We start from the raw sequence: 20,399 nt of genomic DNA, 5'->3' as shown, positions 1-20,399 counted from the left end.
AGGAGGAGCCAGATATGAACATAGAGATGCATAACATCCATAAGGCTTTTGGGAAAAACACCGTTCTCTCCGGGGTCTCCTTTGACCTCGTCACAGGCGAAGTCCACGCACTCATGGGTGAAAATGGTGCGGGAAAATCAACTTTAATGAACCTGCTTACAGGTCTTTATTCTTTAGATCAAGGAACGATACAAATCGACGGAAAAGAAACCGCTTTCAAAAATCCAAAAGAAGCGGAACAGCACGGCATTGCCTTCATTCATCAGGAGCTCAATATATGGCCGGATATGACCGTCCTGGAGAACCTCTTCATCGGGAAAGAAATCTATACGAAGCTCGGGCTGCTAGACACAAAGAAAATGAAGGTCCTCGCGCAAAAGCAGCTGGACCGGTTGTCTGTGAATCTCTCGCTTGATCAAGAGGCAGGAAGCTGTTCTGTTGGACAAAAACAAATGATTGAGATTGCAAAGGCATTAATGACCGATGCGAAAGTCATCATCATGGATGAGCCGACAGCAGCTCTAACGGAACGTGAAATTGAAAAGCTCTTCCAGGTCATTGAATCTCTCAAAAAAGAAGGCGTTTCCATCGTCTATATTTCTCACCGTATGGAGGAAATCTTTGCAATCTGTGACCGGATTACGATCATGCGTGATGGGAAAACGGTCGATACGAAAGCCATACCTGAAACGAATTTCCATGAAGTCGTCAAAAAAATGGTCGGCCGTGAATTGACAGATCGATATCCTGAGCGTACGCCTTCTACAGGAGATATTATCCTCGAGGTGAAACAAGCAACGAAAAAAGGACAATTTCAAGATATCAGTTTCTCAGTTAAAGCTGGAGAAATCGTCGGTGTTGCAGGCTTAATGGGGGCTGGCCGGACCGAAATGATGCGATCACTCTTTGGCCTTGATCCTCTTGACCAAGGAGAAATCTGGGTTCACGGAAAAAAGGCTGTTATTAAAAAACCAAGTGATGCTGTCAAGCTCGGTATCGGCTTTATCACAGAAGATCGCAAGGATGAAGGGCTCATGCTTGATGCATCCATCCGAGAAAACATCGGTCTGCCAAACTTAAAAAGCTTCTCTCCAAAGGGACTGATTGATAAGAAAAATGAACAGGATTTTGTCGACCTGCTCATCAAACGACTGACGATTAAAACGGCTTCCTCTGACATTTCTGCCCGAAGCCTGTCTGGTGGAAATCAGCAAAAAGTCGTCATCGCCAAATGGATCGGCATACAGCCAAAGGTCTTGATTTTAGATGAACCGACACGAGGTGTCGACGTCGGAGCGAAACGAGAAATCTATCAGTTAATGAATGAACTGACTGATCGAGGCGTTGCCATTTTAATGGTCTCCTCTGAACTCCCAGAGATACTCGGGATGAGCGATCGAGTACTCGTCATTCATGAAGGAACCATCAGCGGAGAATTAGACAAAACAGAAGCAACACAGGAACGAATTATGACACTAGCTACAGGAGGGAAGTAACATGAAACCACTTACTTCAAATGGACGATTTGATCACATCATGCAAAAGCTTGGGCCATTCTTAGGACTCATCATCCTTGTCGCCATTGTTTCTATTTTAAACCCGGCCTTTTTAGAACCTTTAAACATCTTAAACTTACTGAGACAAATCTCCATTAATGCCCTCATTGCCTTTGGGATGACGTTTGTTATTTTAACTGGAGGTATTGATTTATCAGTCGGTGCCATTCTTGCACTGTCCAGTGCCCTGACTGCCGGCTTTATCGTTTCTGGCATGGACCCGATTTTAGCCATTATCGTCGGCTGTATCATCGGTGCCGTTCTTGGGATGATCAACGGTCTTTTAATCACAAAAGGAAAAATGGCCCCTTTTATCGCAACACTTGCGACAATGACGATTTTCAGAGGTTTGACACTCGTTTATACAGATGGAAACCCGATTACTGGGCTTGGCTCTAACTATGCATTCCAATTATTTGGCCGCGGATATTTCTTAGGCATTCCTGTTCCAGCGATCACGATGCTTCTCACCTTTATCGTCCTTTGGGTACTGCTTCACAAAACGCCTTTCGGCAGAAGAACATATGCGATTGGTGGGAATGAAAAAGCGGCTCTCATCTCAGGCATCAAAGTACCGCGCGTGAAAATTATGATCTATTCATTAGCAGGCTTCATGTCTGCCTTAGCAGGTGCGATCTTAACATCTCGTCTGAATTCTGCACAGCCAACAGCTGGTACGTCCTATGAGCTTGACGCCATTGCTGCCGTCGTACTTGGCGGGACAAGCCTGTCCGGCGGAAGAGGACGAATTGTCGGCACACTCATCGGGGTACTTATTATCGGTGTCCTGAACAATGGTATGAACTTACTTGGTGTTTCATCATTCTATCAATCTGTTGTGAAAGGGATTGTCATCTTGATTGCAGTCCTGCTAGACAGAAAGAAATCTGCTTAAGGAGGCAGCTGCTATGAAAAAATATCTTATTCTCATCCTGACTCTCTCATTGTTCATGCTTTCTGCCTGCTCACTTGAACCACCTGAGTGGGCCAAGTCATCAAAAGATGGCAAGAAAAAAGACATCAAGATTGGGCTGTCAATCTCGACATTAAATAACCCATTCTTCGTTTCTTTGAAAAACGGTGTGACAAAAGAAGCGAAAAAGCTAGGCATTGACGTCGTGATTGCAGATGCACAAAATGATTCAGCTAAACAAACAAGTGATGTAGAAGATTTAATTCAGCAAGGTGTCGACGCATTGCTCATCAACCCAGCGGATTCATCTGCCATATCAACCGCTGTCGAATCAGCGAACGCTTCTGATATACCTGTCATCACATTAGACCGCTCAGCCGAAAGTGGAAAGGTAGAAGCACTTGTCGCCTCAGATAACGTCAAAGGCGGCGAAATGGCAGCTAACTTTATCATCGACAAGCTCGGCAAAGGAGCAAAAGTCGCTGAATTAGAAGGCGTACCAGGTGCTTCCGCTACACGTGAGCGCGGAAAAGGATTCCATCAAATAGCAGATAAAGACCTAAAAGTGACAGCAAAACAAGCTGCTGACTTCGACCGGACAAAAGGACTGAATGTCATGGAAAACCTCCTTCAAGGAAACCCTGACATCAAAGCCGTTTTTGCCCACAATGATGAAATGGCACTTGGCGCGCTAGAGGCGATTCAAAGCTCTGGGAAAGACATTCTTGTCGTTGGCTTTGATGGGAACGAAGATGCACTCAACTCAATCAAAGCAGGAAAACTCTCTGCAACAGTTGCACAGCAGCCAGAGCTGATCGGTCAACTGGCAGTCGGTGCTGCAAACGACGTATTAAAAGGGAAAAAAGTACAAAAGAACATCGCAGCTCCACTGAAACTAGAACAGAAGAAATAAACAGAAAACCCCCGATTTCCCTCGGGGGTTTTCTATTTATCTACAGCCTTATTTTTTAATGGCTGGCCTGCTTCATAAATATGACTAATAATTGGATTGAAATCTATTTCAAATTTACTCAATATTAGTTTGAAAAACAATATAAATAGTTTAAACACGAATACATATCCAATTATTGTGCCTAAAAGGTTATAAATTATATCATCGATATCTACCACTCTAAAGGAATAACCCGCATATAATCCAACAATCAATTGAAAACTTTCAAATAGTATGCCAACTAACAAACCTACTGAAAATATCTTTTTAAATGTTGCCTTAATTAGAAATGGTAAACCAAAACCTAAAGGTATCGTCATGAATACATTATAAAGACTGGCTAAACTAACACCTTCACTAAAAGGAATTAAATTCATTTCTACTAAAACATTATTTTTTTCACCGAATACTTCTTTAAAATTTTCTCTTTGAGTGTCATCAATAGTAATTGGGAATTGAGTTAAGTTTATAACATGATATACATAAAAGGTCATAATTGAAAAGAACAATAGATATGTATAACTTTTATTATACTTAAATTTGAGTAATGCAGCAAAAACTATATATATAAATAAAAAACTATAGAGTATCCAGCCTTCAAAAAATATAATCATAATGTATAGCTCTCCTAAGTAAATAAAACAGAAGAGAATTTATAAATAAATTCTCTTCTGTTTTATTAATTATATACTTTCCCAGAACCTTTCAAATGCCTTCCATCTATTTCTATTTTATATATAAACAAATAATATTTATTTCCTCCACCTAGACCTTTAAATGTACCAGAGACTTTATTACTACTCCCATTCGCATTAGGCCTAGAAGTAACTGTACCAAACATATTGCCGGTTGTCTTGTTTCTTAGTTCATAATATACTAAATTAGGTCCCTTTGCATTAGGTAATTTTTTAGATTGCCATTGACTTCCTGAAATTTTAGCTGATCCTTTACTTAGAGTATAATATTTCCCTAAATCTGATCCATTCACAGCTCTTTTTTCCATCGTAAAACTATATTGATTAGTTTTAGCAAATGTCGGGACAACCATCACAAAAGAAAATAATACTAACATTACTACTGAAAATAAACTTGATTTTTTCAACTTTTACAACACCTTCTCTATAAATTTTGATTACCATCAATACCAAAATTTATAATACCATATATATATATTAAATAAAACCCCGAATTTACATATTTATCTTATAAAGTCTATTTAATCTAAATTTGTTCTATTTAGACTATTCTATAATACTATAAGTATTATAACAGATTTATAATTTTCATTATTAGATTCGCCTCTCTTTGAGTCATTAAAATCTTAATTTATTATAAATCATTTTCATTATATCTCATGGTATGATGTTTGTTATAGTATTGTATTTATCTGTCGTTGCTGTTAAAATCAACATTTTCACTGCATCTACATGATCTTACTCAGGATGATACAGTATCGAGAAATATATCCTTTTATTCAACGGAAAATTTCAGAGTATTGCTTAATGTTTATATATAAAAATAATGTATTGAACTGGTTTATCATTATTATTTCAGCAATTCAACCGGTTATTTCTTAAAATTCGAACAAAAAACAATCAAAAAACCAAAAACCCCCGAGCATCACTCGGGGGTTTTTTGATTACTGTGGTCTTTTCAGCACAAATGACGTGCCTAAATGGGCATAATCATTACCTGCTAGTCGCGCGACTGGTTTCAGTTCATTAGTAGAAACATAGCCTTTTTCTACATCATAAACACCCTCATCTAAATGTGCACATACAACCCGGCCAATGATATGATCGACCGTGATCTCCCCTTCATCATTTTGAAAGGTGAGATGTTTTTCCAGCTGACATTCAAAACGAATGCGCGCTTCCTTGATCCCCGGCACTGAAATGACATGACTCTCTACTTGATGAAGACCGGTTCGATCCAGCTCACTCTCTTCCTGCGGCAGCGTAGCAGCTGTTTCATTAATATCTTCTATTATGGCTTCATCACTCACATGAATGACAAACTCTTCCCTATCGATAATATGCTGCGCAGTATCTTTCATCTGACCTTCACGTCGACCGATAGAAACGGCAATGAGCGGTGGGTGTCCACTGATGACATTAAAGAAACTAAATGGTGCGGCATTGACGACATTTTCTTTAGATAGACTTGTAATAAACGCAATTGGTCTTGGAACGATAGATCCAGATAATAATTTATATGCCTCTTTTCGTGACAGCTGATCCATTTGCAATGTAATCAATTCAGGTACGCCTCCTTTTAATGTAACGACATCATACCATAACCCGTTCCCTATACCTCTTATTCCAGCTCGGTGCGATGCAGGATATGGTGGACAAGATGAAATAAAGCGGGATTATGATTTTCCCGTCTATAGGAAATCGTCCATTCCGCCAGAAGCTGTTCACCCTCAATGGCTCGATAAACAACATCCAGATTAAATAAACGCCGGGCTGATTTTGGAATCACTGCAATACCGATCCCTGCTGTGACAAGGCCAATGATCATTTGATATTCCGCCGCTTCCTGCACGATATTTGGAGAAAATCCGTACTTTTCACATAGCAGGACAAAGTGCTGATAAAGGGATGGCCACGATTCCTGTGATAAAGAAATAATCGGTTCATGACGGATATCTTCAATCGTGACAGTCTCTTGTTGAGCCAATCGATGATTTTTTGGAATCGCAAAAATACATTCACTTTGCTTCATCAAACGACTGACTAGTTCTTCATGCGGCGCTGTAGGATGTAAGAAACCGATATCAATCTCACCATTTAACAGTGCCTCTAGCTGCTGCGGAACAGAAAGCTGCTGCAGCTCGATACTGACAGAGGGATACAGCTCCCTGAATTCACGTACAACGGGCGGCAGAATATCATACGTCGCCGTTCCAACAAAACCTATGATGATTTTCCCCAGCTCTCCTCTTGCTGTGTGACGGGCATGATCAACCGCTTTATCAAGCTGTTGCAGCACTCCCCTAATCTCATGTAAAAAGACCTTTCCAGCAGCTGTTAGCTCCACCACCCGTTTCGACCGGTGAAATAAAGGAAAACCCAATTCTTCCTCAAACTGCTTAATTTGCTGACTAAGTGGAGGCTGTGTCATATTCAACCGTGCGGCTGCTCTGCCGAAATGCAGCTCCTCCGCTACTGTGACAAAATACTGCAAATGTCTCAGTTCCATCCTTTCACTCCTCACACACTTATTCGTGAAACATATCAAAACTTCGTTAAACATATATTGGAAATTTTATTTTATGAAATGTATAGTAAATCATATCATGAAAATATATTTTCATAAAAATTTTACTTGCCGAAAGGAGTGCGGGGTAAATGAAATCTCAAGCACAACCCCTAACAAGACGAGGAGCAGAGTTGATTGTCGATACGCTGATCGCTCAAGGTGTGACCCATGTTTTTGCCATTCCAGGTGCAAAAATTGACGCTGTATTTGATGTATTAAAAGACAGAGGTCCAGAGCTTGTCCTATGCAGACACGAACAAAATGCAGCCTTTATGGCAGCTGCTGTCGGACGTTTAACCGGCAAACCAGGTGTTTGTCTCGTCACATCAGGTCCTGGTGCATCTAATTTAGCAACAGGTCTATTAACAGCCAATACAGAAGGTGATCCTGTTGTCGCAATCGCTGGAAACGTCATTCGTGCAGATCGGCTGAAACGAACACATCAATCACTCGACAATGCGGCATTATTCAAACCAGTCACCAAATATAGTGTTGAAGTACAAGACGTTCATAATATACCAGAAGCATTAACAAATGCTTTTCGCGCGGCACAAAAAGGGCAGGCTGGAGCAGCATTTATCAGCTTTCCTCAAGATGTCGTGACAGAACACACCACACAAACAGCAGTGTCTGCTCACCCTTCTCCAGAATTAGGTCCTGCACCGGATGCTCTCATCAGTTCGGCTATCGCCAAAATTCAAAATGCACACTTACCTATTGCGATTGTGGGAATGAAAGCCAGTCGTCCAGCTGCTGCAAATGCCACAAGAGCATTATTAAAAACACTTGGTATCCCATTTGTTGAAACGTACCAAGGAGCCGGCGTTCTCTCAAGAGAGCTCGAGTCTCAATATGTAGGTAGAATCGGCTTATTCCGTAATCAGCCGGGGGACCTTCTCATTGAACAAGCAGATGTCCTTTTGACCATAGGCTTTGATCCAATCGAGTATGATCCGAAGCATTGGAATCTTCAGCCGCAGCAGCGCCAGATCATCCATGTTGATGACATGCAGGCAGATATTGATCATTTTTATGAGCCAGCGCTTGAGCTTGTAGGCAATATTTCTGAAACCGTCAAACATCTAGCGCATGACAGTGTTCCTCTTTCTCTATGCAAAGAGAACATAGAATTAGTCACTGAATTACAGGAGCTATTAATCGACATTGAAAAGGCACCAGAAAGAGAAAGTCATCGATCTCACCCGCTGGATGTCATTCATACATTGAGACGCCTGATTCCTGATGACACAAAGGTCACATGTGATATCGGATCCCACGCGATTTGGATGTCCCGTCACTTCCGCGTCTATGAACCGAACTCATTCTTGGTGAGTAACGGCATGCAAACATTAGGCGTCGCATTACCATGGGCAATTGCGGCTTCTATATTGAATCCAGATGAAAAGATTATTTCGGTTTCGGGTGATGGCGGTTTTCTCTTCTCCGCAATGGAGTTAGAAACAGCTGTCCGCAAAAAGACAAACCTCGTTCACCTTGTTTGGAACGACAGCACATACGACATGGTTGCGTTCCAGCAGGAAATGAAATATGACCGTACATCATGCGTTGAATTCGGTCAGATCGATTTAGTGAAATATGCGGAAAGCTTTGGAGCAACTGGATTACGGGTCAACTCACCTGAGGAGCTTTCAACCGTCCTTCAAAAGGGTATAAACATAGAAGGACCCGTGATCATTGATATTCCGATTGACTATCAAGATAACCCTGACCTCGCCAGTCAAAAATGGCCAGAAGTCTATCGCAAAAAACACACAGCGAACGTCAGATAAGACTTCGATACATTACATTAAAGGAGTGAGCGGATATGGGTATGATGCACCCAATGAATCAACAGAATGACACAAGACAGCATGACAAACAGCAGGAGGTCTATCAAGTATCAACGATGACCTCCTTGCTTGAAGCCGTATATGATGGAGATTTCTCCCTCGCACATATTCCTGAACACGGTGATTTCGGCATCGGTACATTTAATCAATTAGATGGGGAGCTGATCGGCTTTGACGGTGCATTCTACCGGCTGCGCTCGGATGGAACAGCGACACCAGTCACCGATCAAGATTATTCACCATTCTGCTCTCTAGCTTTCTTTGAAACAGATATTGTTCATCGAATTGATGCACCAATGACGTCCAAAGAACTGGAAGAAGAAATTGACCGCATTTTACCAAGTAAAAATATCTTTTATGCGATCCGCATTGATGGATCATTCAAAAAGGTTCAAACACGTACGGTTGAAAAACAGGAAAAACCTTACGTTCCGATGGTAGAAGCAGTCAAGTCTCAGCCTATTTTTGACTTCGAGGATATTCAAGGTACGATCGCAGGCTTCCGTACACCGCAGTACGCACACGGCATTGCGGTAAGTGGATATCACCTTCATTTTATTGATGAAGATCGAAGTGTTGGCGGACACGTATTTGATTACACCGTTGATCAAGTCACCATCCGCATATCTCAAAAACGTCATATGAATTTACACCTGCCGAATACGCAGGAATTCTTTCAAGCCGACATTGATCGAGCTGACCTTGCACAGCAAATTGCCAGTGCAGAAAGCAGCCCGGATCAATAAATGAAGACACCCCGATGAGCACGGGGTGTTTTTTTATGCATAAAGATGTTTTTTCACCCGTAACGTTTTCGTTTCGATAGTAAATGAGAAATCAATCATTCTATACGTAATGAAATATGATAGAATATCAACAGAAGAAAGGTGGTTATATGGTGTCAAAAGACTATAGCATTCCGAACTTAACATTAGACGAAAGAGATAAACAAATTTTATCCCTATTACACGAGGACGGACGTATGTCTTACACAGATCTCGGCAAACAGGTCGGTCTGTCACGTGTTGCCGTACAAGCCCGCATTCAGCAGCTCATTGAAGCAGGAGTCATTGAACGTTTCACCGCTGTGATTAACCCCGCGAAGGTCGGCATTCATGTCTCTGTCTTCTTTAATGTAGAGGTAGAGCCAAAATTTTTAGAAGCGGTTGCCCTTCAGCTTGAACAGGAAACAGCTGTCACGAGTCTTTATCATATGACAGGACCAAGCAAGCTGCATATGCATGGCATTTTTCAAGATGAACAGGAAATGGAAACATTTCTGACAAAAAAACTATACCCGCTAGAAGGCGTTGTCAGTGTGGACTGCCAAATGCTCATTAAACGATACAAAAGCCGTATGGGCATGAAATTGTAGACAGGAGTTGAACCACTTGCAATCATATATCGAACTCATTATCGCTATGGTGCGAACCGGGATTCTCGGTTTTGGCGGAGGCCCTTCCGTGATACCGCTTATTCGCCATGAAGCGGTAGTGAAATATCAATGGATCAACGATGACGAATTTGGAGAAACACTCGCCATCGCCAATGCATTACCAGGCCCAATCGCAACAAAAATGTCAGCATACCTCGGCTATCGATTAAAGGGCGTATCTGGCGCAATTGTCGCAACAGCTGCTCATATTTTACCGACATGTCTCGCCATGGTAGCCCTTGTCACACTTGTCAGCGTCTTAAGCTCCTCACAAATCATTCAAAATATGATTGGTGCTGTGACCCCTGTCATTGCCGTTCTGTTAGGCATCATGGCATATGAGTTTGGACAAAAAACGCTGAAAGGCTTCGGCATGATCTTCGGGATCACTCTATTCCTTCTTGCCTTTGTCGGACTGCAAGTGCTCTCCATTCATCCAGGAATCATTGTGATGATCTTTTTATTTTATGGCGCTTTTCATTTTAAGCTGAAAAATCGCTGGCATCGGTCAAATAAAAAGAAAGGAGTGTCTTCATGATACTGATTCTCTTTTTATTCTGGGCATTCTTTTTATCTAATCTATTAGGATATGGCGGAGGCCCTGCATCCATCCCGCTCAATTATGAAGAAATCGTCAATCATTTTCATTGGATGACGAACGAAGGATTTTCCAACATGCTGGCTTTAGCCAATGCACTGCCGGGGCCAATCGCTACGAAGATTGCAGCATATGTCGGCTATGACGTCATGGGCTGGCCAGGTTTTATCGTGGCATTGCTTGCAACTGTCCTGCCTTCCGCTGCCGGACTCATTTTATTGCTCAAGCTCATTGACCGTTTTCGCCAATCTCCCGTCGTAAAAGGCATGACCTTATCCGTACAGCCTGTCATTGCGATGATGATGCTTTTACTAACATGGGAAATCGGCGGAGATGCAGTGAAAGCCATCGGCTGGACACAATCTCTCGCCATTGCCGCGATCTCCTTTTTCTTGATGACCAAATTCAAGCTGCACCCTGCCTTTCTTATTGTGGCTGCTTTCTTATATGGTGGATTCATTCTGCCGCATTCATAAAAACCGATAACATTCACTGTTATCGGTTTTCTTTTACATATAAATTGGAGAAACTGATCTACGCCCAATCGAATGATACTCGACCCCTGCTTCTTCTGCCGCTTCAAGTGTATGACAGTTTCGTCCATCGAAAATAAGCGGCTGCTTCATCCATTTCTTGTAGGACGCGAGCGGAAATGACTGAATATCCGCCCACTCTGTTAATAGACAGACCGCATCGGCATCCTTGATCGCTTCTTCAATCGTCTGAGCGAATAAGACTTGATCCGGCAGTTCACGAGCTGCACGCCGGGCAGCAACAGGATCATACGCCACAAGCTCCGCACCTAATTGATGGAGCTCATGAGCGATCGGAATAGATGGTGCCTCCCTCATATCGTCTGTATTCGGTTTAAAGGACAGACCAAGAAGCGCAATTCGCTTCCCTTCAAGCGCTGCTCCCAGCCGCTCCTGAATATTTCGGGTAAAACCTGCCCTTTGCTCATTATTTACTTTGATGACAGCCTTTAATAGCTCAAAATCATGGGACACATGCCCTGCAATTTGGACAAGTGCATTTGTATCCTTTGGAAAACAAGAACCTCCGTAGCCAATGCCCGCTCTTAGAAAGGAAGAACCGATCCGCTGATCAAGCCCCATTCCCTTCGCCACCCATTCAACATCAGCACCTGTTTTTTCACAAATGGAGGCAATCTCATTCATAAAACTGATTTTTGTCGCAAGAAATGCATTTGATGCATACTTGATCATTTCAGCACTTTTACGGTCTGTTTTCACTAATGGAAGGTGGAAATCAGCATACATCTCCTCTAACTGGTCTAATACGGCTTTTGTTTCAGCGCCAATCACAAGCCGGTCCGCCCGCAATGTATCTGAAATGGCAGAGCCTTCCCGTAAAAATTCTGGGTTAGATGCAATCGCTAATGGTTCCTTCCGTCCTAATTCTTGATGGATGAGCTGATCGATTTGATCCCCCGTTCCGACAGGCACCGTACTTTTCACCACAAGAATCGCACCTGATTTTGCTTTTATCCCCATCTCTTTCGCAGCTTGAAACACAAACTGTAAATCAGCTTGGCCATCTGCCTGCTGCGGGGTGCCGACCGCGATCATTAATACATCTGCCTTCGTGTAGGCTTCCGCTCCATTTATGTGAAAATGAATTCGTCCCTGCTCAAGATTGCGTTTCAATAGCTCTTTTAACCCAGGCTCATACATTGGGGGAGTTCCCTGTTTCAGCTGCATAACCTTTCGGCGGTCAATATCAATACACGCCACATCATGTCCTGCCTCCGCTAAACACACACCTGTCACAAGCCCCACATACCCACAGCCTGTAATCGCAATATTCATGACACCATCAGCTCCCCATACTCCTTATGCTTGTAATGACATCGTATGCCGGGAGCTTTCATTCCATTCTTAAAAGCATACAAAAACCCCCTGCCATCACTAGCAGGAGGTCACTTTTATGAAACAAGACCATTTCGAATATGAGCAATCAGATTTTCAAGCATTTCTTTTGTTGTGACATCATTTGAATTTTCACCAATATCATGAGCGTACATCAAAATCTTTAAAAATTCCTCTTGATTTAAACCCTTATTATCCATGTCTGTATCCTTTCGATTCCACTAATTTCATTATTATATGCTGTAAGGTTGGTTTATGCAATACTCTATTACATCATTCGACAGCTTTTGAAATTTATGACCATTTTCATGAAAAACTTTTTTATAAATCCCCATTGAGCTATAATAAAAGAATTGGAATCTTTTACTTGGTTAGGAGCGGATCAAATGCTTCAGCACAACATCAACGAAGAAGAAATCAAACAAACAGCCGAACAGATCAAAGAACTTCTTCCTGCAACAGATGAAAACAAACAACTCATCAAAAAAGCATTGATTACTTATAGACAGGACAGCGTATATCGGCTCAAGCAAGAGTCTGATACTGAATGGTCAGCTTATGTACATGATGTCGTGGCAGCAAGAGTCCACCTTCATGTGCTGTTTCCTGTGAGAAGCAGCTGCTCATGTCCAGCAGATGGACTTTGTAAACACATTCTCGCTGTCTTCTTTTCGCTATACGCTCAAGTAGAGAGTGTAACCGGATTTACAGAAAATTGGTCAGAAAAGGATGAATTACAGCGCAGCAAAGAACTGATTCGCCAGCACTTCCAAGTGAAGCGCCCAGACGAACAATCACTCCAAAGCTGGCTGACTTTTTTCCAAGAGGAATTTAACCTCTGGCTGAAACGGACACCGAAGCACCAGCAAACACCGCAGCATTTGTATTACGGCTATTTATCGATCCTAAAAAAACACGCACCTGCTTCACCTGAATTCAAGAGCTTGTATGCGATTCATACGTCGATCGATGTATGGCTGAGGCTTCATGAACTCGTCGACCTCGGCCGCCTTGATGCCGAAAAAGACTTTTATTCCATGAATCCATATGTAGAACAGCTCATGAACACTATTTTTGATTCAGTGGATCATTTGAAGACATACGCCCTTTCCTTTTCCCTCGATCCGTTTCTTGAAAACACACCAACTGCCGTTCGCATACTTCTTCAAATCAATGGACCTTTCCAGCATGAACGAGTAGCGGTCTTTATGGAGATTTGGGGCACCATATTAAATAGAGGGAAATGGGTCAAAAAAGAAACAGAATTACTAAAGAACGCCCAGAAAAAAGAACAAACGGTTGAACGTACCATCGGGCTGATGCACATGGATTATTTACTGAAAGAAGATGAAAGCCTCTTTCAGCAATTACAGCTGCTCAATGCCGACATGCTGCCAAATGTGCTCAATTGGCTGAAGGATCTCACAAACCGAAAGGACTGGAAGCGGCTCAAGCTCTGGTATCACGAAATCACCTATATATTAGAGGAATATTGCCAGCTCGACCTTTCATACAGAGAACTGCGGGGAGCCGTCAGTGATTTCTTCTTTTATTTAGATGCATATTTTAAGCAGACGAAGGATCATCATTTATATGAACGCTATCTCCAAATCTGTATGCCCTATGCGTTTACAGAATACAGTCAGCTATTGTATGCACAGCAGCGTTATGCGGAATGGATTGAGATTCACAGCCTTGTTGGTTTCTCCATTAGTGAACTGGAGAAGGATCTGATCAAACAGATTGCAAAAGAGGAGCCAGAAGCCCTCATTCCATCGTACCACCGTGAAATCTCACTGCTTCTCGATCAAAAGAATCGAAGTGCTTATCGAGAGTCTGTGAAAATGCTGAAGAAACTGCGCACGCTTTATCATAAAACAAAAAAAACCACGATTTGGGAAAGGTATGTAAAGCAGCTGCAAGATTCAACAAAACGGCTGCGTGCGTTCCAAGAGGAAATGAAGAAAGGAAAATTGATTGATGACACGCCATAAACAAATTGTCATTCATGCAGAACAAACAGAAGATTTCTCTTTCACCATTTCAGCGCAAGCAGAGGACGGACACCCTGTTCCGCTTAATGAAATGAAGAGGCAGCTTTTCCAATGGCACGAATCTTCTTTCTACGGAACATTCTTAGAAGATGTCAGCTTTATTGGAACACCTGCCTTCCTGTTAAGCCCTTGGATGACCGTTGAATTGCTAGGAAAAAATTCATTTAATACGTTTAGTCATGTGACATTAACGGATGAAACGGAGCCCCTGATGAAAACAGCCTCCACCATTTACGAATTTATCGAGGACGAAGATTTCGTTCCCGATTACGAGGCATGGACAAAAGGCGAGCTTCGGTTTAAAGACAAAGAAGGCCTATTAGATGGTTATACGGCTGATTGGTTCTCCTTTGCTGTACAGGATTATATTCAGTATGATGATGCCTTGCAGCACAAGTGGGAACGCATGAACGCACAATCGCCTGCACTCTCAACCTTCCAAGGACATTTTCTAGATGAGCAGGATTTCTTGGAGACGATTGGCTGGATAGATGATGAGACGCCGTTCACTGTCGGCTTGCGCTTAAATGAGCCGGATTTTGACGGAGATGATTGGAAAATCGAATTGTTTTTGCGAGATAAGAAAAACAGTGACCTTCACTTTTTTGAAGGCATCCGTTCATTGAAAAGGTCTTGGCATCCGTATCAAGATAAAATTTCAAGAGAGCTGGAACGATTCAGTCAAATTGTCCCTTGGCTTTCTTTCACATCTGGCACCACACTCATGTCAGAAGAAGAGGCGTGGCTCTTCCTATCTGAAGCGAGTGAAACCCTTGTTAATATGGGTATTGAGATTCTGCTCCCATCGTGGTGGCAAATTGTTAAAGACAGCACGATGATGTTAAAAGCAAGGATCTCTTCTACACCGCGAGGCGAATCGCATGTCGGTATGGACGCATTAATGGACTTTAATTGGCGCTTTGCTACAAACGGCATTGAACTGACAGAAGATGAGTTCAACGAGCTTGTCCAAAGCAAACGACGCCTTGTCAACATTCGAGGACAATGGATCAAAATAGATCCTACCTTCATCCAGCAAATGAAAAAGTGGATGGAGCGTGCCGAAAACGAAGGACTTCACATGTCTGATATTTTGTCACGTGAACTGGCAGATCAAGAAGCTTCCTCTGAATCGATTCCAGAGCTATTGGACAGTTCAGCATTTGCCCATATTCAATTTGAACTTTCATCGCAATTAAGAGGGCTTGTCCACCAATTAAATGATACGCACGAGCTGCCTTCCTACGAAATGAGTGAGTCCTTTAAAGGCATACTGCGTCCGTATCAGCAGCATGGCGTGAACTGGCTTTTATTTTTAAGATCGCATGGATTTGGGGCTTGTTTAGCAGATGATATGGGCCTTGGAAAAACGATTCAAATGATCGCATATTTCACGTATTTGAAGGAGCAGGAGCAAAATGCCACTCCCTCTCTCATCATTGCGCCGACCTCTGTTTTAGGAAACTGGCAGCGAGAGCTCGAAACATTCGCACCACATTTGAAGGTTGCCCTGCATTATGGCCCATCGCGTCCACAGGGAGAGGACTTCACAAAAGCATACGAGTCAACAGATATTGTTCTGACGTCTTATGGACTCTCACATTCTGATCGTGATGAATTAACGGCAGCAAAGTGGAATACCATTTGCTTAGACGAAGCCCAAAACATCAAGAACGCCCATACGAAACAATCGAGAGCGATTAGACAGCTTAAAGGGCAACATCACATTGCCCTCAGCGGGACACCAATGGAAAACCGTTTGACAGAGCTTTGGTCCATATTCGACTTCGTCAACAAAGGATATCTCGGCAGCCTGACCGGCTTCCATAAGAAGTTCGTCCTTCCGATTGAAAAAGACCGTGAAGAAAAAAGAATTGAACAGCTGCAGCAGCTGATCAAACCATTTTTATTAAGACGAACAAAACAAGATGAAGAGGTTGCCCTGAACCTTCCTGAAAAACTCGAAGAAAAAGAATTCATTCCGCTATCCGCTGAGCAGGCGTCTTTATATGAGCAGCTCGTGAAGGATACATTTGAACATATGGCATCATTAACAGGGATGCAGCGAAAAGCCATTATTTTAAGTATGCTTGGCAGACTCAAACAGATTTGTGATCACCCTGCTCTCTATTTAAAAGAGAGTGGAACAGATGTGAAACTGCTGAAACGTTCGTTAAAAATGGATAAACTCGCAGAGCTGTTAAAAGCGATACATGAGCAAGGAGAAAGCTGCCTCATCTTTACGCAGTATATTGAAATGGGCAACATGATCAAGCAGCTGGCAGAAAAGATGTTTGGAGAACCGGTCCAATTTTTAAATGGCAGCCTCTCAAAACAGGAGCGGGACAAAATGGTGGACCGCTTCCAGAAGAAAGAATTCAACATTTTAATTCTTTCTTTAAAAGCAGGAGGAACAGGACTCAACCTAACCGCCGCAAACCATGTCATTCACTACGATAGATGGTGGAATCCTGCTGTGGAAAACCAAGCGACAGACCGAGCTTATCGGATTGGACAAAAACGATTTGTTCACGTCCATAAGATGATCACAACGGGCACAATCGAGGAAAAAATCGATCAAATGCTCGAAACAAAACAAACATTAAATGATCAAATTATCCAAAGCGAGAGCTGGATTACAGAGCTATCGACAAACGAACTAGAAGATTTATTTACCTTAAGTGCTGCCGCTCAATCATCTTAATCACAGCAAAAAGAGGACTTTTCTCAAGTTTCATGAAAAGTCCTCTTTTTCATTTGATATAAACGTAAGTTAAATGTTCAGTTTTTTCAATGCAGATTTCACATTCATATACGTATTTAATTCACGGAAGTCCTCTCTCATTTCTCCCATTTTCATTGCAAGATTCGGTTTAATTCCTGTCACAATGAGTTCAGTACCCGTCATTAAAATCAAATCGTTCAGCTTAAAGATCGCATCTGCCACAAATGAATCCACTTCTAATAATCCGGACAGATCGACAATAAAATAATCATCCTTGGATTGAGAGATATAGGTGGAGACCGTTGAAATGATCTTATCAAATCTTGGCGCTGTTAATGTACCAATGATAGGTAACACAGAGATCCCATCTTTCACCGGAACGATTGGGACAGAAATATTCAGCACTTCATCAATTGATTGCTCAAGAAGCTCTTGCTGTTCCTTCTCTTTCGTGACATCCTTTTGCAGACCAACGAAATAAAGACGTTTCCCTTCATTTTCGTCAATCCAAAGAGGAGCGACACTTAACTCGTTCCAAAACATTTGTCCAGATTTTTTATAATTTTTCAGCTGAACAGTGACAGCCTCTTTGTTCTCAATGGCTGTTCTAATTTGTTTGAGAGCGATTTGTTCAGTTTCATCTCCCTGAAGGAAACGACAATTCCTCCCCAATACTTCGATTTCTTGATAGCCTGTCATATCTAAAAAGCCCTTGTTCACATATATTAAAGGATTATCAGGTAAAGACGGGTCCGTCACCGTCAGGCCAACCTGAGTATAGTCCAAGGCTTCCTTGATTAAATGCAGATTTTCGGACTTATAAGATTCCAGCGCCATTCGTTTACTCTCCTTATTTTCCTTACAAGCGGGTTATATTCTTAATTAAATTATATGATGTTCCACATCATGTGTAAATAGAAGTGGTTCTGAATTCCTCTTTTGTAGAATGCGCTTCATCCTATGTGATTTATACCGCGACATCTGATTCATCTATTTCAAAAGGTGCCGGATCATATGCGCCACTCCATGTTCATCGTTTGATAACGTGACGTGATCAGCGATTTCTTTTATATCCTGCCTCGCATTCCCCATCGCAACCCCAACACCAGCAGCTCGAAGCATTGATTCATCATTTAAACTGTCTCCTACAGCCGCTGCCCTACTTAAAGGAATACCTAGTCTTTCTGCCAGCCTTGTTAATGCCTGCCCTTTAGACGCGTGCTTTGAACCAATTTCAAAATTATGATCAGCCGAACTGACCAATGTTAAATCTAAATCATCACCAAACATATCCCATCCGGCTTTCAATCTGTCCTGAAAGAAAGAAAAACCTAAAATGTTGTAAAATGAAAGCTTTCGATCCTCACGAAACAATTCTTTATATGTATCAATATAAGAAAAACCAGACTGGCTGTATTGAACTTCTGCCGCTTGCTTTAAGACATTTTGATCCGTTTCTGGATTTGCACTTTTTAAACGGTCCATTTCAATCGCAAGAAGCTCTCTGCCGCGATTCGGTGTGAAAATGGCTTCGTTTGTAAAGACTTCATAATAATAATCACGTTCTTCCAGCCATGACAATATGTGTTTAGCCTTTTCTTCTTGTAAAGCAGCTGAATGGTACACTTGTCCAGTTGGATCATGAATCACAGCTCCATTGGCACTAATCACCCATGTATTCATACCAAGCTGGTCAAAAATAGACTTCACATCAAAATACGCTCTCCCTGTTGAAACGACAACCTCAATTCCATTCGCAGCTGCTTCCTTTAATGCCTGCTCGTTTTCCTGACTCACTTTGTGTTCACTGTTCAATAAAGTGCCATCTAAATCCGTTGCGATTAATTGAATGTTTGTCATCATTCTCTCCTTTTTGTCTTTATTTTCAACCGATATACCGTTAACAAAATCCATCATCATTATGTAATGAGTATCCACTATTTGCAAGAGCTGATCGGTTAAACAGTGAATAAAAGGGTATCCGGCCACGCATTATGACCGGATACACACAAAGGGGATTCATAAGGGGACACATGACCTATACAAAGAAGCATTGGTTCTATTACGCAGTGTTCATATGCACAAGGCAGCATCTATCAGCTTTAGCTAGAGGGGGGCTGTCAGATGATAGACGTTACCTTTTGATCGGGACTTGCCTCCTTTCCTTTCAGCTACCCCTAGTCTACGGAGAAAGGCCTGATGTGACAAAACGTGAAAATAGCAAAATAGGCCTTCAAATTCTCTATATCCTCATTAATTTCTGTTTTTTACCGCTTGCGTATAAAACATCATCTTGTTTTGTTTGATGAAATACTTATTTTTCATAAATTGATAAAAAATATCTGAATGAATCCAATTACTAGAAGGCATGTGAATATAATCAGATCCGTCCCACGCAAACCAATAAAAACAAAGCCGTCCATCATGAACCGACAGCTGAAACTCAAAGCAGTCCATTTGATCCTCAGTGACATATTGAAACGTGAGTGACTCTCCTTCTTCCATATAGACATCACAAAATGAAAGAATGTCTCCCCACGAATAAACACGTATATCACTCTTTGCCTTCTCCTCGCCAATATGAATATTTCTCAATTGATAGGACTCCATAAAACATCTCCTTTCACTCATGTGCAGCTAGTTCTAAGCAGGCAGCGGTTTCATTTATACAGATGTTGTATGCTATAATAATACTTACGAATAATGAACGCTTGTGAGGTGATAAATATGAAAACCTTTAGGCTGATTGATTTAAAAATTGAACTTGATCCACAGCAAGATAAAATGTCCAGCATTCCCCTTCGTGACGGTTTAATCATTAATAAAGAAGACGGTGAAAATCACTGGATGATCGAGGCACTCATTCCAAAGAAACATAGACAGGTGTTTGAGGTACTCTTTCAGCAGCACACAGAAGTGAAGATTCTTGTAACGATCACTAAAGAAAACAACCGCCCTGTTCACCTATCTGTCCAAGTCAAAAACATCGTTGCCTTAGAAGAAAACATTTCTGTATTACTCGATGGTAAAATGATTACAAATCGTTACAGAACAGAAACTGAAGAAGTATTAAAAGACCTCGTCAAAGAGGGGCTTTCAGGAGAAAAACTACTGGATGCTTTTAAACAAAACACATAAAAAAGAGCGGGATCAGCCGCTCTTT

20 protein-coding genes are annotated in these 20,399 nt (G+C 41.8%); 11 read left to right on the top strand and 9 right to left on the bottom strand.

Annotation, left to right across the window (positions count from 1 at the left end; all coding sequences use genetic code 11):
• Positions 1–14 precede the first annotated feature (14 nt).
• The 3 genes from AOQ70_RS11770 to rbsB are packed head-to-tail and all read left to right on the top strand — an operon-like array spanning position 15 to position 3,382.
• Positions 15–1,496 (top strand): sugar ABC transporter ATP-binding protein, encoded by a 1,482-nt coding sequence (locus AOQ70_RS11770; RefSeq protein ID WP_058838585.1) that lies wholly within the window; start codon positions 15–17, stop codon positions 1,494–1,496.
• Between the two features lies 1 nt (position 1,497).
• Complete coding sequence (gene rbsC / locus AOQ70_RS11765) at positions 1,498–2,451, top strand: ribose ABC transporter permease RbsC (protein ID WP_024423678.1); 954 nt, start codon at positions 1,498–1,500, stop codon at positions 2,449–2,451.
• Between the two features lie 13 nt (positions 2,452–2,464).
• A complete protein-coding gene (gene rbsB, locus AOQ70_RS11760; RefSeq protein WP_059376423.1) occupies positions 2,465–3,382 on the top strand; it encodes a ribose ABC transporter substrate-binding protein RbsB in 918 nt (305 codons plus the stop codon).
• A gap of 32 nt (positions 3,383–3,414) precedes the next feature.
• On the opposite strand, the gene AOQ70_RS11755 is transcribed toward rbsB, so the two are convergent.
• The 4 genes from AOQ70_RS11755 to alsR form a co-directional block, all read right to left on the bottom strand.
• Positions 3,415–4,035 (bottom strand): VanZ family protein, encoded by a 621-nt coding sequence (locus AOQ70_RS11755; protein ID WP_059376420.1) that lies wholly within the window; start codon positions 4,033–4,035, stop codon positions 3,415–3,417.
• Between the two features lie 65 nt (positions 4,036–4,100).
• Entirely contained in the window at positions 4,101–4,523 is a 423-nt protein-coding gene (locus AOQ70_RS11750; protein WP_059376417.1) for a hypothetical protein, read from the bottom strand.
• 537 nt (positions 4,524–5,060) lie between these two features.
• Complete coding sequence (locus tag AOQ70_RS11745) at positions 5,061–5,663, bottom strand: flavin reductase family protein (protein WP_047202606.1); 603 nt, start codon at positions 5,661–5,663, stop codon at positions 5,061–5,063.
• A gap of 74 nt (positions 5,664–5,737) precedes the next feature.
• Positions 5,738–6,625, bottom strand: a complete 888-nt coding sequence (alsR, locus tag AOQ70_RS11740; protein ID WP_039181993.1) for an acetoin biosynthesis transcriptional regulator AlsR — start codon at positions 6,623–6,625, stop codon at positions 5,738–5,740.
• Between the two features lie 149 nt (positions 6,626–6,774).
• Between alsR and alsS the strand changes: the two genes are divergently transcribed.
• From alsS to AOQ70_RS11715, 5 genes are all read left to right on the top strand, one after another.
• The gene (gene alsS / locus AOQ70_RS11735; protein WP_059376416.1) at positions 6,775–8,475 is read left to right on the top strand and encodes an acetolactate synthase AlsS; all 1,701 of its coding nucleotides are present in this window, start codon (positions 6,775–6,777) and stop codon (positions 8,473–8,475) included.
• Positions 8,476–8,510: 35 nt separating this feature from the next.
• Positions 8,511–9,281 carry an acetolactate decarboxylase gene (gene budA, locus AOQ70_RS11730; RefSeq protein WP_059376415.1) on the top strand — a complete coding sequence of 257 codons (771 nt, stop codon included), beginning with the start codon at positions 8,511–8,513 and terminating at the stop codon, positions 9,279–9,281.
• Positions 9,282–9,433: 152 nt separating this feature from the next.
• Positions 9,434–9,910, top strand: coding sequence for an Lrp/AsnC family transcriptional regulator (locus AOQ70_RS11725; RefSeq protein ID WP_039183339.1), 477 nt, complete (start codon positions 9,434–9,436; stop codon positions 9,908–9,910).
• 16 nt (positions 9,911–9,926) lie between these two features.
• Entirely contained in the window at positions 9,927–10,508 is a 582-nt protein-coding gene (locus AOQ70_RS11720) for a chromate transporter (RefSeq protein ID WP_082700847.1), read from the top strand.
• Positions 10,505–11,044 (top strand): chromate transporter, encoded by a 540-nt coding sequence (locus tag AOQ70_RS11715; RefSeq protein WP_249115323.1) that lies wholly within the window; start codon positions 10,505–10,507, stop codon positions 11,042–11,044. Before AOQ70_RS11720 ends, AOQ70_RS11715 begins: the two co-directional genes overlap by 4 nt.
• A 33-nt stretch (positions 11,045–11,077) precedes the next feature.
• On the opposite strand, the gene AOQ70_RS11710 is transcribed toward AOQ70_RS11715, so the two are convergent.
• Entirely contained in the window at positions 11,078–12,397 is a 1,320-nt protein-coding gene (locus AOQ70_RS11710; protein ID WP_059376412.1) for a UDP-glucose dehydrogenase family protein, read from the bottom strand.
• Positions 12,398–12,513: 116 nt separating this feature from the next.
• Positions 12,514–12,657, bottom strand: a complete 144-nt coding sequence (locus AOQ70_RS19735) for a hypothetical protein (protein ID WP_003214884.1) — start codon at positions 12,655–12,657, stop codon at positions 12,514–12,516.
• A 186-nt stretch (positions 12,658–12,843) separates the two neighbouring features.
• On the opposite strand from AOQ70_RS19735, the gene AOQ70_RS11705 reads away from it, so the two are divergent.
• Positions 12,844–14,451, top strand: coding sequence for an SWIM zinc finger family protein (locus AOQ70_RS11705; RefSeq protein WP_059376411.1), 1,608 nt, complete (start codon positions 12,844–12,846; stop codon positions 14,449–14,451).
• Positions 14,438–17,215, top strand: a complete 2,778-nt coding sequence (locus tag AOQ70_RS11700) for a DEAD/DEAH box helicase (RefSeq protein ID WP_039182010.1) — start codon at positions 14,438–14,440, stop codon at positions 17,213–17,215. The genes AOQ70_RS11705 and AOQ70_RS11700 overlap by 14 nt, the downstream gene beginning before the upstream one ends.
• Positions 17,216–17,284: 69 nt before the next feature.
• Here the strand turns inward: AOQ70_RS11700 and AOQ70_RS11695 are convergent, their stop codons facing one another.
• The 3 genes from AOQ70_RS11695 to AOQ70_RS11685 form a co-directional block, all read right to left on the bottom strand.
• The gene (locus tag AOQ70_RS11695) at positions 17,285–18,073 is read right to left on the bottom strand and encodes a PAS domain-containing protein (protein WP_039182012.1); all 789 of its coding nucleotides are present in this window, start codon (positions 18,071–18,073) and stop codon (positions 17,285–17,287) included.
• A 153-nt stretch (positions 18,074–18,226) separates the two neighbouring features.
• Complete coding sequence (locus tag AOQ70_RS11690) at positions 18,227–19,087, bottom strand: Cof-type HAD-IIB family hydrolase (RefSeq protein ID WP_218963693.1); 861 nt, start codon at positions 19,085–19,087, stop codon at positions 18,227–18,229.
• A 402-nt stretch (positions 19,088–19,489) separates the two neighbouring features.
• Entirely contained in the window at positions 19,490–19,846 is a 357-nt protein-coding gene (locus tag AOQ70_RS11685) for a hypothetical protein (RefSeq protein ID WP_041087904.1), read from the bottom strand.
• Positions 19,847–19,963: 117 nt separating this feature from the next.
• Between AOQ70_RS11685 and AOQ70_RS11680 the strand changes: the two genes are divergently transcribed.
• Positions 19,964–20,374, top strand: a complete 411-nt coding sequence (locus AOQ70_RS11680; protein WP_024423692.1) for a YwpF-like family protein — start codon at positions 19,964–19,966, stop codon at positions 20,372–20,374.
• The last annotated feature ends 25 nt before the right edge of the window (positions 20,375–20,399 follow it).

This window comes from Bacillus sp. AM 13(2015) (assembly GCF_001518755.1).
GTDB lineage: Bacteria > Bacillota > Bacilli > Bacillales > Bacillaceae > Bacillus > Bacillus safensis.
The sequence above is the reverse complement of the archived record's forward strand: the minus strand, read 5'-3'. Positions and strand labels throughout refer to the sequence as shown.